The sequence below is a fragment of the Hartmannibacter diazotrophicus genome (assembly GCF_900231165.1).
Lineage (GTDB): Bacteria > Pseudomonadota > Alphaproteobacteria > Rhizobiales > Pleomorphomonadaceae > Hartmannibacter > Hartmannibacter diazotrophicus.
This window is the reverse complement of sequence record NZ_LT960614.1, coordinates 5,199,456-5,213,493: the sequence shown is the minus strand read 5'-3', so window position 1 is coordinate 5,213,493 and position 14,038 is coordinate 5,199,456. Positions and strand designations below refer to the sequence as shown.

Below are 14,038 nucleotides of genomic sequence, written 5' to 3'. Positions count from 1 at the left end.
TGTCTCAGCCCACCGTCTCGTCCGGCTTGAAGGTCATCGCCACGCCGTTCATGCAATAGCGCTTGCCGGTCGGCGGTGGGCCGTCGTCGAAGACATGACCGAGATGACCGCCGCAGCGCCGGCAGTGAACCTCCGTGCGGGTCATGAACAGCGTGTTGTCCTCCTGCGTGCCGATGGCGTTCGGCAGCGGCGCATAGAAGCTCGGCCAGCCGGTGCCGCTGTCGTATTTCGTCTTTGACGAAAAGAGCGGCAGATCGCAGCCGGCGCAGTGGAAGATGCCGGCCCGTTTCTCGTGATCGAGCGGGCTTGAGCCGGGGCGCTCGGTGTCGTGGTTGCGCAGCACGCGATATTGCATCGGCGTCAGGCGCTTGCGCCATTCCTCCTTGGTGTGCGTCACCTCGAAGCTGGCGGCCCGCGCCTCGTCCGCCGTCAGGAAACGGCTCGCGCCGACCCCGGCCAGCACGGCCGCGAAAATCCCGCCGGCGCCCAGCAGCCTGCGCCGCGTCGGATCGGTCCGTTCCTGGCGATTCATGAGGTTTCCTCCCGTCCCCCGGCAATTGTTCGTGGCCGCTCCGGACCGGAACGGCACTCGCTTTGCCCCAGATTGCCGCGTTCGGCCGCCGTTGGCCAAACACGTCTCTTCACAAGCCGGTGAGGCTGACTGTCGGAAACGGCTGGCCGTCGGCAAGAGCTGGCGATCCAGCACGACTGGCCTGGGACAGCACGAGGGGACGGAGGACGAAACGTCTTATTTCATTATATGCGCAAATATTGAACTTGATTTAGCGCAAGGCAGACGGCCCCGTTTTCTGCGATGAAGAGCCAAAGGCGCGAAAAGACGGGATTTCCCGCGCGCTTATGTTTGACCCGGTGGCCTTCGGCCAAACCCCGGGCTGCGCGATCCGAGGAGGGATCGACGAATGAACGTTCACAACAACGAGCATCCGGATGAAGAGGTCCTCTACGCCTCGGCGAGGAAGATCTATCCGCAATCCGTGAAGGGGCGCCAGCGGACCATCAAGTGGGCCGTCCTCTTCATCACGCTCGGCATCTACTATTTCCTGCCCTTCGTGCGCTGGGACCGGGGGCCGAACGCACCCGACCAGGCCGTTCTCGTCGACATGGCCGGCCGGCGCGCCTATTTCTTCTTCATCGAGATCTGGCCGCAGGAAGTCTATTACCTCACCGGCCTCCTGATCCTCGCCGCGCTGGCGCTGTTCCTGATGAACGCGCTCGCAGGCCGCGTCTGGTGCGGCTATCTCTGCCCGCAGACGGTCTGGACCGACCTCTTCCTCTATGTGGAAAGCAAGATCGAGGGCGACCGGCGCGCACGCATGCTGCTCGACAAGGCACCGTGGACGGCGAGCAAGATCGCCAAGCGCGCCGCCAAGCACGTCAGCTGGCTGATGATCGCCTGGTGGACCGGCGGCGCGTGGGTGCTCTATTTCGCCGACGCGCCGACGCTGGTGAAGGATCTGGCGACCGGCCAGGCACCCGTCTCGGCCTATCTCTGGATCGCGATCCTGACCTTCACCACCTACGCGCTCGCCGGCCACATGCGCGAGCAGGTGTGCCTCTACATGTGCCCCTGGCCGCGCATCCAGGCAGCGCTCACCGACGAGTGGGCGCTCAACGTCACCTACCGCACCGATCGCGGCGAACCGCGCATGTCGGCCAAGCGAGCGGACAAGGCACGGGCCGCGGGCGAGCCGGCCGGCGACTGCGTCGACTGCAACCAGTGCGTCGTCGTCTGCCCCACGGGCGTCGACATCCGCGAGGGCGTGCAGCTCGGCTGCATCCAGTGCAGCCTGTGCATCGACGCCTGCGACAACGTGATGGCGAAGCTCGGCCGCGAGGAAGGGCTGATCGCCTACGACACCGACATGAACATCGAGCGCCGCGCCCAGGGTCTCAACCCGATCTACCGGCTGGTGCGGCCGCGCACGGTGCTTTACGCGGCCGTCATTGCCATCGTCGGCTCGGTGATGCTCTATGCGCTCGCGACGCGTTCCTTCGTCGGCATCAACGTGCTGCACGACCGCAATCCGATCTTCGTCAACCTTTCCGACGGCGGCGTGCGCAACGGCTACACCATCCGCATCCTCAACAAGCGGCCGCTCCAGCGCGACTTCCTCCTGTCGGTCAGCGGACTGCCCACGGATACGAAGGTGGAGGCCGTCGGCAGCAGCATCTCCGTCGGCGGCTGGCCCGTGGTTTCGGTGAAGCCCGATTCAACGGAAGAAGTCCGCGTCCTGCTCATCACCGCTCCCGATGCCAAGCTGCACAAGTCGACCGACATCACCTTCCACGTGATCGACAGCGCGAGCGGCGAACGGGCCGCGGCGGGCGACTTCTTCCGCACCCGGTAGACCAACACGTCGCATCCGCCCGGTCTCTTCCCACCGAAGGGGCCGGGCGGCTGGCATTTCCCGGCAATCAAAGCCTTCCATGACCGGTCGTTGCGGTCCGGTCAAGACAGTCAGGGACAAACCCGATGGCAGACATCATGTCCAAGCCCGCCCGCCCTTCCGGCGCCCTCACCGGCCGGCACGTGCTCTACATCCTCTTCGGCTTCTTCGGGATCATCTTCGCCGCCAACGCCGCCCTCGTCTATTGGGCCGAATCGACCTTCTCCGGTCTGGAAGTGGAAAGCTCCTACAAGGCCGGCCAGGAGTTTCCCGAGCAGATGGCCGAGGCGCAGGAGCAGGCGGCACGGCAGTGGACCGTCAACGCGCATCCCGCCCTTGCGGCCAACGGCGACCTGACCGTCACCGCCAGCTTCACCGGGCCGGACGGCAAGCCGATCTACGGCCTCGACGTCAACGTGACGCTGGAGCATCCGGCCGACCGGCGCCGGGACGTCGTCCTTGACCTTGCCACCGCCGGCGGCGGACAATACGCGGCCAGCGCCGAGGGCGTTCCCCCGGGCCTGCGCGATCTGGTGCTGGTGGCGGGCAGCAACGGCAAGCGCGTCTATCTCAGCCGCAGCCAGATCTTCCTGAAGGCTGGCGAGTAAAGTCCATGTCAGCGCTTGCCGCGTCCGGTTCACCAAGCGAGCATCCACCTGCCACGAGCGGGCGGATCGCGCGCGACTGGGCGGCCTTTGCCCGCTCCGAACCCGACGGCACCTGCCGCATGGAGCTGGCCGTCGACGGGATCACCTGCGCGGCCTGCATGGGTGAAATCGAGCGCGCCGTCCAGCCGATGGCCGGCATCACGCGGGCACGCGTCAATCTTTCCAACCGGCGCCTGACGCTCGGCTGGAAGCCCGGCGAGGCCGACCCGGATGCGGTCATCGACCGGCTCGCGACGATCGGCTACGCGGCTCATCCCTTCGATCCGGCCACCGGAGGCGCCACGCGGAGCGCCCTTGCCAACCAGCTCCTGCGCTCCATGGGCGTTGCGGCCTTTGCCGCCATGAACGTGATGCTGCTGTCGATCTCGATCTGGTCGGGCAACGTCACCGACATCACGCCGGAAACGCGCGACTTCTTCCACTGGGTTTCGGCACTGATCGCCCTGCCGGCCATCGCCTATGCCGGCCAGCCCTTCTTTGCCAGCGCCTGGCGGGCGCTGAAGGCCGCCCGGGTCAACATGGACGTGCCGATCTCGATCGGCGTGCTGCTGGCGACCGGCCTTTCCCTCGTCAACACGCTGACCCATGGGGAAGAGGCCTATTTCGACAGCGCCCTGATGCTGCTCTTCTTCCTGCTGGTCGGGCGTTTTCTCGACGAGAACATGCGCCGGCGCACCGGCGTCGAAGCCGAGACATTGGCCGCCCTCAGCGCCCCGACCGCGATCCGCCGCAACGCCGACGGCTCGCTTTCCGAGGTGCCCGCCTCCGCCGTTCTTCCCGGCGAGAGCGTTCTCGTGCGGCCCGGCGACCGCGTGCCTGTCGACGGCATCGTCGAGGAGGGCCAGTCGGACCTCGATCTCAGCCTCGTCACCGGCGAGAGCATGCCGGCCCGCACCGGCGTCGGCGGGCGGGTGCATGCCGGTACGCTCAATCTCTCCGGCGCCCTCGTCGTGCGGGTCGCGGCGGCGGCCGGCGACACGCTGCTTGCCGAGATCCAGCGCCTTGTCGCCAACGCCAGCGAAGCCCGCTCGGCGACGATGCGCCTTGCCGACCGGGTCGCGCGCGCCTACGCCCCTGTCGTCCATACCGCCGCGGCCGCCACCTTCGCCGGCTGGCTGCTGATCGGCGCCGGCTGGCAGGAGGCGCTGGTGACGGCCATCGCCGTCCTCATCATCACCTGCCCCTGCGCCATCGCGCTCGCCGTTCCGGCGGTCCAGGTGGTCACCGCCGGCCTCCTCTTCCGCTCCGGCGTCCTTATCAACGCGGGCGATGCCATCGAGCGGCTTGCCGGCGTCGACACGGTCGTCTTCGACAAGACCGGCACGCTGACTGAACCCTCGACGCGTCTTGCATCTCCGGCCGATCCCGACGTCCTTTGCCGCGCCGGAGAACTGGCGCGGGCCAGCCGCCATCCGCTTGCCGACGCGCTGGCGAAGGCCAGCGGCGTCATGACGACAATCGCTGACGCCCGCGAAATCGCCGGCGAAGGCGTCGAATGGTCGGACGGCGACACCCGGCGCCGGCTCGGGCGGCCCGACTTCTGCGGCATCGGCGAGGCCGAGCTTGCCGCCTTCAGGGCCAGCTATCCGGATGCCTCCGTCATCGCCTACGCCGAGACCGGCCACGCACCCTCCCTCTTTGCCTTCGCCCAGACACTGCGCAGCGACGCGCGCGAGGTCATCGGGCGACTTCAGGCCAGCGGTCTTGCGGTCGAGATCCTCTCCGGCGACACGCCCGAGGCCGTCCGGCGAGCCGCCGAGGCGCTGGGGCTCTCCACGTTCCGGGGCGGCATGACGCCCGCCGCCAAGATCGAGCGGCTGGAAGCGCTGAAGGCCGAGGGCCGCAAGGTGCTGATGATCGGCGACGGCCTCAACGACGCTCCCTCGCTTGCCGCCGCGCATGTTTCCATGGCGCCGGTCACGGCGACGTCGCTAACCCAGGCGGCGGCCGATGCCGTCTTCCTCGGCGAGGCGCTGAAGCCGATCCCCGAGGCGATCAGCGCTTCGCGGCGGGCGCTTGGCGCCATGCGGCAAAACCTCTGGATCGCGGCCGTCTACAACATGATCGCGGTGCCTATTGCCGTCTCCGGCCATGTGACCCCGCTGATCGCGGCGCTCGCCATGTCCGGCTCGTCGCTGGTGGTGACCGTCAACGCACTCCGCTTGCGGCTCGGCTCTGGGCAGAGCAGGATGCAGCCCATCACCGTCAGCGCCTCTCCCAAGCGGATTGCAGCGTCGGCACCTGTCGGAAGCTGAAAGCCGATGAACGTTCTTGTCTATCTCATCCCGATCGCCATTTCGCTCGGCCTGCTCGGTCTCGGCGCCTTCCTCTGGTCGCTCAGGAGCGGTCAGTACGAGGATCTGGAAGGGGCGAAGTGGCGCATCCTCGACGATGACGACCAGGAACCGTAAGGCGGCGAGCCCTTTGCGCGTCCCAACTTGCCCTGGATTCCGCCGTTGCCTTGCCGTCTTGCTTGTCTCGATGCTCGGTCTCACCGCCTGCATGGCGTCGGGTGACCTCGTTCCCGAAACGCTGGCGGCGCAGGGCCACCAGGACATCGCCCGGGCGGAGCTGATCGCCCCGACGACCCGATACCAGCACTACGTTCGCGGCAACGAGGCGGAAGCCGGCGGCCTTCGCGCCGTCATGACCGACGGCAGGCGCCTCGACCTGATGCTCGATGAAAGCCACGTCTTCGAGGACCGAATGCCGAGGCTGGCGGACCTCGACGGAGACGGCCGCAGCGAGATCGTCCTGGTCCTCACATCGCTCACCGAGGGCGCGTCGCTGGCGGTCTATGGCGTTGCGGGCGACGCGGTCCGGCTGAAGGCGAAGACGCCCTCTATCGGCCAGCCGCGCCGCTGGCTCGATCCGGCGGGCATCGCCGACCTTACCGGCGACGGCAGGTCCGAGATTGCCTTCGTCGCCATGCCGCATCTCGTCAAGCAACTGCAGGTCTGGACCTATTCCGGCGGCGCCCTGCGACAGGTCGCAACGGTCGAGGACGTCGCCAATCACCGGCTCGGATCGCCGCATACGGCCATGAGCGCCATTGCCGATGTCGACGGAGACGGCATCGCCGATCTGATCGTCCCCGATGGCGCGCGCACGACCATACGCGCCCTGTCCTTCGCCGGAGGGCGAGCCCGGGAGATCGCTCGCTATCGCCTTCCCGCGCCAGCCGACGGCGATTTCGCTCTCGCGGCCTCTGGTGACGGCCCCGTTCTTTCCGTTCCGATGGAGAGCGGAACGGTCGCGCGGATCGTCCTCAGTCCTTCAACGTCCGGTCGATGACGCCGAGCCAGTTTTCCAGGCAGATCTTGCGGATCAACGGCTCGCCGTAGCCATGCGCCCGCATCGCGGCAACGAGATGCGGCAGGCCCGCCACATCGCGGATCTCCTGCGGGATTTCCGCGCCGTCGAAATCCGATCCCAGCCCGACGCAGTCCTCGCCCGCCTTTTCGACCAGGTGATCGAGGTGACGCAGCATCGTCTCCAGCGGCGTGCGGCGGTCCATCTGGCCGTCCTCGCGCAGGAAGGCGGTGGCGAAATTCAGCCCCACCATGCCCTTCGACGCGCCGATCGCCGCAAGCTGGGCGTCCGTCAGGTTGCGCGCATGCGGGCAAAGCGCATGGGCGTTGGAATGGGTGGCGACAAGCGGCGCATCGGTGAGGGATGCCACATCGTCGAAACCGGCAGCGTTGAGATGGGAAAGATCGACGAGAATGCCGAGTTCGTTGCAGCGCTTCACCAGCGCCTTGCCGGCCTCGGTGAGGCCGCCGCCGATGTCGGGCGTTGCGGGAAAGCGGAAGGGCACGCCCTCGCCGAAGATCGTCGGCCGGCTCCAGACCGGACCGAGCGAGCGCAGTCCGGCCGCATGGAGCACGTCCAGCATGGCAAGCTCCGGGTCGATCGCCTCGGCGCCCTCGATATGCAGGAGGACGGCGAAGACACCCTCCGCAATGGCCGCCCGGACCTCCCGACCGCTGCGGCAGACGCGCAAGGCGCCCTCGGAGTGGCGCTCGATGCGCGCCAACAGCGAGATCATGCGGGCGACATAGCGGCGGGCAACCGCCTCGTCGAGCCTTGGCGGCAGCGGCACGTCGTAGCTTGCCCCCGACATGCCATCGGCGAAACCGGAGCCCGAGCGAGGAGAGGGACTGAAACAGGCGAAGAAGCCGCCGGCAAGCCCGCCCTTTCTGGCCCGCGGCAGGTCGATATGGCCAAGCCCGTCGCCGCGGATGAAATCGGCGACCGGGTCATTCGTCATCTTTTCGATGAGACGCAGGAGCGTGTCGTTATGGCCGTCGAACACAGCCACGGGAAAAGACTCAGCCATTGCACCTCCAGGGGGACCGCTTCCGCGTCGACGACGGTCTCATGTTCATCGGGAAAATGACTGAAAATCAAGCCATTGAGCGCGCAATGCCTGTCAAAATCCCAATAGAGGACGAGGATTGCCGGGCGCAGTCTCCGGCTGAGGGATCGTCTTGCCGGAGACGGGATGCAAAAGGCCCCGGTTTTCGCCGGGGCCCTGCAAGATCCTGGAACCGAACCGATGCGTCAGCCGCCCGCGGCGCGGAAAATCTGCTGGCGGATGCGGCCGTCGGCCATCGGCTTCGGCGTTTCGAAGGGAAGCTCCAGCGCCTGCCAGACGTCGATGAGCGCGTCGGCGAGATGCTCGATCAGGCTGTCGTCGTGGAGCGGCGTCGGCGTGATGCGAAGACGCTCCGTGCCGCGCGGCACCGTCGGATAGTTGATCGGCTGGATGTAGATGCCGTGCTTTTCGAGCAGCATGTCGGAGGCGCGCTTGCACTTGTCGGGATCGCCGACGAGCAGCGGCACGATATGGGTCTCGCTCGGCATCACCGGCAGGCCGGCCGAGGCGAGAACGGCCTTGGTGTGCGTCGCTTGGCGCTGATGCTGCTCGCGCTCGGCGGTCGAGGCCTTGAGATGGCGGATCGAGGCCGTCGCCGCCGCGCAGATCGCGGGGGGAAGCGAGGTCGTGAAGATGAAGCCCGGCGCGTACGAACGCACCGCGTCGATGAGCGCCGCCTTGCCGGTGATATAGCCGCCGACGACACCGAAGGCTTTCGCCAACGTGCCCTCGATCATGTCGATGCGGTCCATGACGCCGTCACGCTCGCAGATGCCGGCGCCGCGCGGGCCATACATGCCGACCGCATGAACCTCGTCGATATAAGTCATCGCGCCGTATTTGTCGGCGAGATCGGCGATCTGCTCGATCGGGGCGATGTCGCCGTCCATCGAATAGACCGATTCAAAGACGATCAGCTTGGCCCGGTCGGGCCCTGCCTGACGCAGGAGGTCTTCCAGATGCTCAAGGTCGTTGTGCCGGAAGACCTGCTTGGAGACGCCTGAATTGCGCACGCCCGCGATCATCGAGGCATGGTTCAGGGCGTCGGAGAGAATGAGGCAGTCGGGCAGCAGGCGGGCGATGGTCGAGATCGCGGCCTCGTTGGAGACGAAGCCGGAGGTGAAGACGAGACCGGCTTCCTTGCCGTGGAGGTCGGCAAGTTCGGCTTCGAGCTGCACCAGCGGATGGGTCGTGCCAGAGATGTTGCGCGTGCCGCCGGCGCCGGCGCCCATGCGCGTCGCCGTGTCGTTCAGCGCCCCGATGACCTTGGGGTTCTGGCCCATGCCCAGATAGTCGTTGGAGCACCAGACCGTGATTTCGCGCGTTTCGTCGTCGCGTCGCCACAGGGCCTTGGGGAACTTACCTGCCACGCGCTCCAGATCAGCAAAAACCCGGTAACGCTGCTCGTCCTTCAGGGCGGCCACGGCGTTCTCGAAAATCGCGTCGTAATTCATAACGGTGTCTGCTACCTCCAGATCGCGGACATCATATAGCGCCTCACCATGCTTGTCGAAACCCTGTCGGGTTGACAAAACGCCCTAGCGCCGCTTTGCCGCATCGAAAGCCTGGAACCCCTATAATGTGCACGAGCGGCCCGTCCGCCGCAATGTGCATACCTGTCGGCCTTGTCCGAATGTGCGGCCAATCCTAGCGATCCGCATCGATCCTTCCTTGATCCGGATCAATCATCCTGCCGATAAAACCGCAGCCAACGGGTCTTAACCGTCTCCCGGTGCTGCGGAAGGCGCTGCGGCCTAACGGCTTCTTCACCATTTCGAGCCACTCTTGTGAGGCCATGGGAAAAGCCCTGCGCAAGGCGGACCGGCAGACCCCATGACAACTGACGCACAGCGACAGGCGGCTCCTTCGGCCCGAACCGCCGCGCTGTCGTCCGGACTATCGGCAGGCAAAGGGTATCGCGGTGCAGCTCGATCTTTCATCCCTGACGTTTCTCGTCGTGGAGGATAGCGCCTACATGCGCACGATCCTGCGTACCATGCTGCAGGGCTTCGGCGCCCGCCGCATCGTCGAGGCCGAAGACGGCGCCTCGGGCCTCGAAGCCATGGACCGGGCCAACCCCGACATCCTGATCCTCGACTGGGTGATGCCGATCCTCGACGGCGCCGACATGGTGCGCATGATCCGCACGCCGAAGAATCCTTTCGCCTATATCCCGATCATCATGGTGACGGGACACACCGAGCGCAGCCGCATCGTCGAGGCACGCCGCCTCGGCATCCACGAACTGCTCTGCAAGCCGATTTCGGCGAAATCGCTCTACCAGCGGATCCAGAGCGTCGTCATCGCCCCGCGCGACTTCGTCAAGACGCCGACCTATTTCGGCCCTGCTCCGCGCGAAGTGCGCAACCGCCAGAACATCTGGCAGGTGCAGCAGGACGTCGCCTGAGCGCCGCATGACCGGCCGGTATCCGATCGCCAATGCCGCGCGTTGACGGCGATACGCGTGTTCAAACGCCCGCTCGCGCCGGCATTGTCAAAAAATACGGAACCATTTCAGGCTCCGGACGTCTTCTCCCCGACATATCGATCTGACCAAATTCGCGCCAATGCACCGCGCGCACCGCGGCGACATGCGGAATTTTGTCAGGTGATAGATCAATTTGCTCAATCGATGAGCAATTCCCGAGATTAATTCGTTCCATTGGCAGATGTGACGAAAATATGTAACGAATCGTTCAACAGTATTCGCCGGCCACCGATATCGGATCAACGTTGCTTTCGGCCCGCATGAACGACGGATATTCTGCCGTTTCGGCTCACAACGATCGGCCGGCGGGGTTGCGGCATCCGATTTGCGTCTATACACAGGCCGCAACCGAATACGGAGACCAGAGAGGCAAGCTCGCATGTGCGGAATTTGTGGTGAATTGACCTTCGACGGCAGCCAGGCCGATGTCGGCGCGCTGGCCCGGATGAATGACGCCATGATTCCACGCGGACCGGACGCCAGCGGCATCATCGCCCGCGGCCGGGCAGCGCTCGGCCACCGACGGCTGAAGATCCTCGATCTCTCCGAACGCTCGCAGCAGCCGATGGTGGATGCCGATCTCGGCCTGTCCATCGCCTTCAACGGCTGCATCTACAACTATCGCGAATTGCGCGCCGACCTGGAAGCCAAGGGCTACCGCTTCTTCTCGGGCGGCGACACGGAAGTCATCCTCAAGGCCTATCACGCTTGGGGGCCAACCTGCGTGGAGCGCTTCCACGGCATGTTCGCCTTCGCGATCGCCGAGCGCGACAGCGGCCGCGTGGTGCTGGCGCGCGACCGCTTCGGCATCAAGCCGCTCTATCTCGCGGAGCTTCCCGGCAAGCTGCGCTTTGCCTCCTCGCTTCCCGCGCTGGTGAAATCCGGCGGTATCGATACCTCCGTCGATCCCGTGGCGCTGCATCACTACATGAGCTTCCATGCGGTCGTGCCGGCGCCCCACACCATCCTCAAGGGCATCCGCAAGCTGCCGCCGGCGACCATCCGCGTCGTCGAGCCGGACGGCTCCTTCAAGGACAGCGTCTACTGGCGCCTCGACTTCAGCCGCGGCGCGGAGGAAGAGCGGGTCTCGGCCGAGGACTGGCAGGATCAGGTGCTCGCGGCCCTTCGCAAGGCGGTGGAACGGCGCATCGTCGCCGACGTTCCGGTCGGCGTACTGCTGTCGGGCGGCGTCGATTCCAGCCTCATCGTCGCGCTGCTCGCCGAGGCTGGGCAGAAAGGCCTCAAGACCTTCTCGGTCGGCTTTGAAAGCGTCAACGGCATGGAAGGCGACGAGTTCAAATACTCCGACATCATCGCCAGGCGCTACGAGACCGATCACACCCGCATCTTCGTGCCCTCGCGCGACATGATCGCGGCGCTGCCCGGCGTCTTTGCGGCGCAGTCCGAACCGATGGTCTCCTACGACAACGTCGGCTTCTATCTCCTCTCCAAGGAAGTCGCCAAGCATGTGACGGTGGTCCAGAGCGGCCAGGGCGCCGACGAGGTCTTCGCCGGCTATCACTGGTATCCGCCGCTTGCCGGCGCCAACGACCCGGTGGGCGACTATGCAAAAGTCTTCTTCGACCGGGATCATGCGGCGCTCAGCCGCCAGCTTTCGCCGGAGTATCTCACTGGCCGTGACGAAAGCCGCGCCTTCGTGGCCGCGCATATGGGCATGGCCGGCGCGGAGGATGCCGTCGACAAGGCGCTTCGCCTCGATTCCACCGTGATGCTGGTGGATGATCCGGTCAAGCGCGTCGACAACATGACCATGGCCTTCGGGCTGGAGGCGCGCGTGCCGTTCCTCGACCATGAGCTGGTCGAACTGGCAGCCAGAATTCCGCCGCGCCACAAGGTCGATGCCGGCGGCAAGAAGGTGCTGAAGGACGTTGCCCGGCGCATTCTGCCGAGCGAGGTCATCGACCGGAAGAAGGGCTATTTCCCGGTGCCGGCGCTGAAATACATCGAGGGCGACGTGCTGGACATGGTGCGCGATGCGCTCGGGTCCCAGGCCGCACGCGAGCGGGGCATCTTCAACCAGTCCTATGTGGACGACCTCATCGCCAACCCCAAGGACGCGATCACGCCGCTTGGCGGATCGGAACTCTGGCAGGTTGCAACACTGGAGCTCTGGCTTCAGGCTCAGGCGGCCTGATCCCGGTCGTCATCGCAATAGAACAGGACACTTGTCATGACCACCACGACGTCTACGGGCTCGGCTGACCGCGCCGGCGTGGGTGCGCATGGAGACGCTCAGTTGGCACAGAACGCACGGGCCATCGTCGATTGCGGCTGGGGCCGCCTCGTCTTCGGCCAGACATTCGCCGATGCGGCGGACCTCGTCGACGCCATGCGGGAAGAGGCACCCGGACGGCGCGACATCGCCTTCTACATCGCCGACCCGCATGTGGTGCTGGCGGGCGCTCCGCACGAGCTTTTCCTCGATCCCTCGCATACATTCCGGCTGGATCTGGCGACCTACCGGCCGCCGGAGATGAAGTCGCCGAACTTCACCATCCGGCCCTATCGCGGCGCGACCGATGCCGAGGCGCTCAACCGCATCTACGGCGCGCGCCACATGGTGACGATCGCGCCGCACGAATTCGAGCGGATGTCGGACGACCCGGCCATCGAGGTGCTGGTTGCCGAGAACACCGCCGACGGCACGGTGGTCGGCGGCGTCATGGGCATCGACCATGTGCGCGCCTTCAGCGACCCGGAGGGAGGGTCCTCGCTCTGGTGTCTCGCCGTCGATCCGCAGGCGAGCGTGCCGGGCATCGGCGTTGGCCTCGTCCACGCGCTCTCCTCGCTGTTTGCGACGCGCGGGGCGCGGTTCATGGATCTCTCCGTCATCCACGACAATGCCGAGGCCATCGCGCTCTACGAGAAGCTCGGCTTCGAGCGGGTGCCGCTCTTCACGCTGAAGCGCAAGAATTCCTTCAACGAGAAGCTCTTCGTCGGCCCGGCGCCGGAAGAGCGGCTCAACCCCTATGCCCGCCTCATCGTCGACGAGGCGCGCCGGCGCGGCATCGACGTGGAAGTCTTGGATGCCGATGGCGGTTTCTTCCGCCTCAGCTATGGCGGGCGTTCGATCACCTGCCGCGAGAGCCTGACCGAGCTGACCTCGGCCATCGCCATGGCGATCTGCGACGACAAGGCGGTCACGCGCCGCGTCGTGGAGCGGGCAGGCGTGAAAGTTCCGGCGCAGATCGAAAGCGATGACGCCGAGCAGTTGGCCGCCTTCCTTGCCGATCACGGTTCGCTCGTCGTCAAGCCGGCCCGCGGCGAGCAGGGCCGCGGCATCGCCGTCGGCATCGAAACGCCGGAAGCGCTGGCCGCCGCGATCGAGGATGCCAGGGGCATCTGCGAACGGGTGATCATCGAGAGCTGCCACCAGGGCGAGGATCTGAGGCTCATCGTCATCGGCTACAAGCTGGTGGCCGCGGCCGTGCGCCGTCCCGCCCGGGTGATCGGCGACGGCAAGCGCACGATCCGCGAGCTGATCGAACGCCAGAGCCGGCGCCGGGAAGCGGCGACGGGCGGCGAATCCTCCATTCCCGTCGACAGCGAGACCGAGCGCTGCCTCGCCAAGAAGGGCTACACGCTGGATGACGTTCCCGAGGAAGGGCTGGAGGTCGTGGTGCGCGGCACCGCCAACCTGCACACCGGCGGCACCATCCACGACGTGACGGATATCGTCCATCCGGTGCTGGTGGATGCCGCGATCAAGGCGGCCAAGGCCATCCAGATCCCGGTCGTCGGCATCGACTTCCTGGTGAAGTCGCCTGACCGGCCGGACTATGTCTTCATCGAAGCCAACGAGCGGCCCGGCCTTGCCAATCACGAGCCGCAGCCGACCGCCGAACGCTTCATCGACCTGCTCTTCCCCCAGACGATGCCCGCGGTGGCGCGGTTGGCGAGCCAGGCGGTGGCGCGGGGCTGACCGTCCCCCTTTTCTGCCGGCTGCCGATCGACCCTCGATCACCCATGGTGTTCCGGCAGCAGGATGATCCAGCAAGGCAGGCAAAAACAAAGCGGGCGGACCCAGTGAAGGATCCGCCCGCCGTGGAGGTCAGGAAGTTTTTTCCGGTTCTTG

11 protein-coding genes are annotated in these 14,038 nt (G+C 66.1%); 8 read left to right on the top strand and 3 right to left on the bottom strand.

Going from position 1 to position 14,038, the window contains the following annotated elements; genetic code table 11:
- Positions 1 to 4 precede the first annotated feature (4 nt).
- Complete coding sequence (gene msrB / locus HDIA_RS23965; protein ID WP_099558519.1) at positions 5 to 532, bottom strand: peptide-methionine (R)-S-oxide reductase MsrB; 528 nt, start codon at positions 530 to 532, stop codon at positions 5 to 7.
- A 388-nt stretch (positions 533 to 920) separates the two neighbouring features.
- Here msrB and ccoG point away from each other — a divergent pair, with 388 nt between their 5' ends.
- The 5 genes from ccoG to HDIA_RS23940 all read left to right on the top strand — a co-directional run bounded on the left by ccoG (position 921) and on the right by HDIA_RS23940 (position 6,370).
- Positions 921 to 2,369: a cytochrome c oxidase accessory protein CcoG gene (gene ccoG, locus HDIA_RS23960; RefSeq protein ID WP_099558518.1), complete on the top strand. Its 1,449-nt coding sequence runs from the start codon at positions 921 to 923 to the stop codon at positions 2,367 to 2,369.
- A 125-nt stretch (positions 2,370 to 2,494) separates the two neighbouring features.
- Entirely contained in the window at positions 2,495 to 3,016 is a 522-nt protein-coding gene (locus HDIA_RS23955; RefSeq protein ID WP_099558517.1) for a FixH family protein, read from the top strand.
- 5 nt (positions 3,017 to 3,021) lie between these two features.
- Positions 3,022 to 5,331 (top strand): heavy metal translocating P-type ATPase, encoded by a 2,310-nt coding sequence (locus HDIA_RS23950; protein WP_099558516.1) that lies wholly within the window; start codon positions 3,022 to 3,024, stop codon positions 5,329 to 5,331.
- A gap of 6 nt (positions 5,332 to 5,337) precedes the next feature.
- Complete coding sequence (ccoS, locus tag HDIA_RS23945) at positions 5,338 to 5,487, top strand: cbb3-type cytochrome oxidase assembly protein CcoS (RefSeq protein WP_099558515.1); 150 nt, start codon at positions 5,338 to 5,340, stop codon at positions 5,485 to 5,487.
- A 70-nt stretch (positions 5,488 to 5,557) separates the two neighbouring features.
- Positions 5,558 to 6,370, top strand: coding sequence for an FG-GAP repeat domain-containing protein (locus HDIA_RS23940; protein WP_157775802.1), 813 nt, complete (start codon positions 5,558 to 5,560; stop codon positions 6,368 to 6,370).
- On the opposite strand, the gene HDIA_RS23935 is transcribed toward HDIA_RS23940, so the two are convergent.
- Both HDIA_RS23935 and hemA read right to left on the bottom strand, forming a co-directional pair.
- Positions 6,345 to 7,415 carry a dipeptidase gene (locus HDIA_RS23935; RefSeq protein WP_099558513.1) on the bottom strand — a complete coding sequence of 357 codons (1,071 nt, stop codon included), beginning with the start codon at positions 7,413 to 7,415 and terminating at the stop codon, positions 6,345 to 6,347. The two genes, HDIA_RS23940 and HDIA_RS23935, sit on opposite strands and share 26 nt — an antisense overlap.
- A gap of 224 nt (positions 7,416 to 7,639) precedes the next feature.
- On the bottom strand, positions 7,640 to 8,908 hold the full coding sequence (gene hemA / locus HDIA_RS23930; protein WP_099558512.1) for a 5-aminolevulinate synthase: 1,269 nt from the start codon (positions 8,906 to 8,908) through the stop codon (positions 7,640 to 7,642).
- A gap of 467 nt (positions 8,909 to 9,375) precedes the next feature.
- Between hemA and HDIA_RS23925 the strand changes: the two genes are divergently transcribed.
- The 3 genes from HDIA_RS23925 (at position 9,376) to ngg (ending at position 13,885) form a co-directional block, all read left to right on the top strand.
- Positions 9,376 to 9,861 (top strand): response regulator, encoded by a 486-nt coding sequence (locus HDIA_RS23925; protein ID WP_099558511.1) that lies wholly within the window; start codon positions 9,376 to 9,378, stop codon positions 9,859 to 9,861.
- Between the two features lie 460 nt (positions 9,862 to 10,321).
- Positions 10,322 to 12,097: an N-acetylglutaminylglutamine amidotransferase gene (locus tag HDIA_RS23920; protein ID WP_099558510.1), complete on the top strand. Its 1,776-nt coding sequence runs from the start codon at positions 10,322 to 10,324 to the stop codon at positions 12,095 to 12,097.
- A 36-nt stretch (positions 12,098 to 12,133) separates the two neighbouring features.
- The gene (gene ngg, locus HDIA_RS23915) at positions 12,134 to 13,885 is read left to right on the top strand and encodes an N-acetylglutaminylglutamine synthetase (RefSeq protein WP_099558509.1); all 1,752 of its coding nucleotides are present in this window, start codon (positions 12,134 to 12,136) and stop codon (positions 13,883 to 13,885) included.
- The last annotated feature ends 153 nt before the right edge of the window (positions 13,886 to 14,038 follow it).

Coding starts and splice junctions, on each gene's coding strand:
- msrB (WP_099558519.1), bottom strand. CDS start 532: ATGAATCGCCAGGAACGGACCGATCCGACGCGGCGCAGGCTGCTGGGC.
- ccoG (WP_099558518.1), top strand. CDS start 921: ATGAACGTTCACAACAACGAGCATCCGGATGAAGAGGTCCTCTACGCC.
- HDIA_RS23955 (WP_099558517.1), top strand. CDS start 2,495: ATGGCAGACATCATGTCCAAGCCCGCCCGCCCTTCCGGCGCCCTCACC.
- HDIA_RS23950 (WP_099558516.1), top strand. CDS start 3,022: ATGTCAGCGCTTGCCGCGTCCGGTTCACCAAGCGAGCATCCACCTGCC.
- ccoS (WP_099558515.1), top strand. CDS start 5,338: ATGAACGTTCTTGTCTATCTCATCCCGATCGCCATTTCGCTCGGCCTG.
- HDIA_RS23940 (WP_157775802.1), top strand. CDS start 5,558: ATGCTCGGTCTCACCGCCTGCATGGCGTCGGGTGACCTCGTTCCCGAA.
- HDIA_RS23935 (WP_099558513.1), bottom strand. CDS start 7,415: ATGGCTGAGTCTTTTCCCGTGGCTGTGTTCGACGGCCATAACGACACG.
- hemA (WP_099558512.1), bottom strand. CDS start 8,908: ATGAATTACGACGCGATTTTCGAGAACGCCGTGGCCGCCCTGAAGGAC.
- HDIA_RS23920 (WP_099558510.1), top strand. CDS start 10,322: ATGTGCGGAATTTGTGGTGAATTGACCTTCGACGGCAGCCAGGCCGAT.
- ngg (WP_099558509.1), top strand. CDS start 12,134: ATGACCACCACGACGTCTACGGGCTCGGCTGACCGCGCCGGCGTGGGT.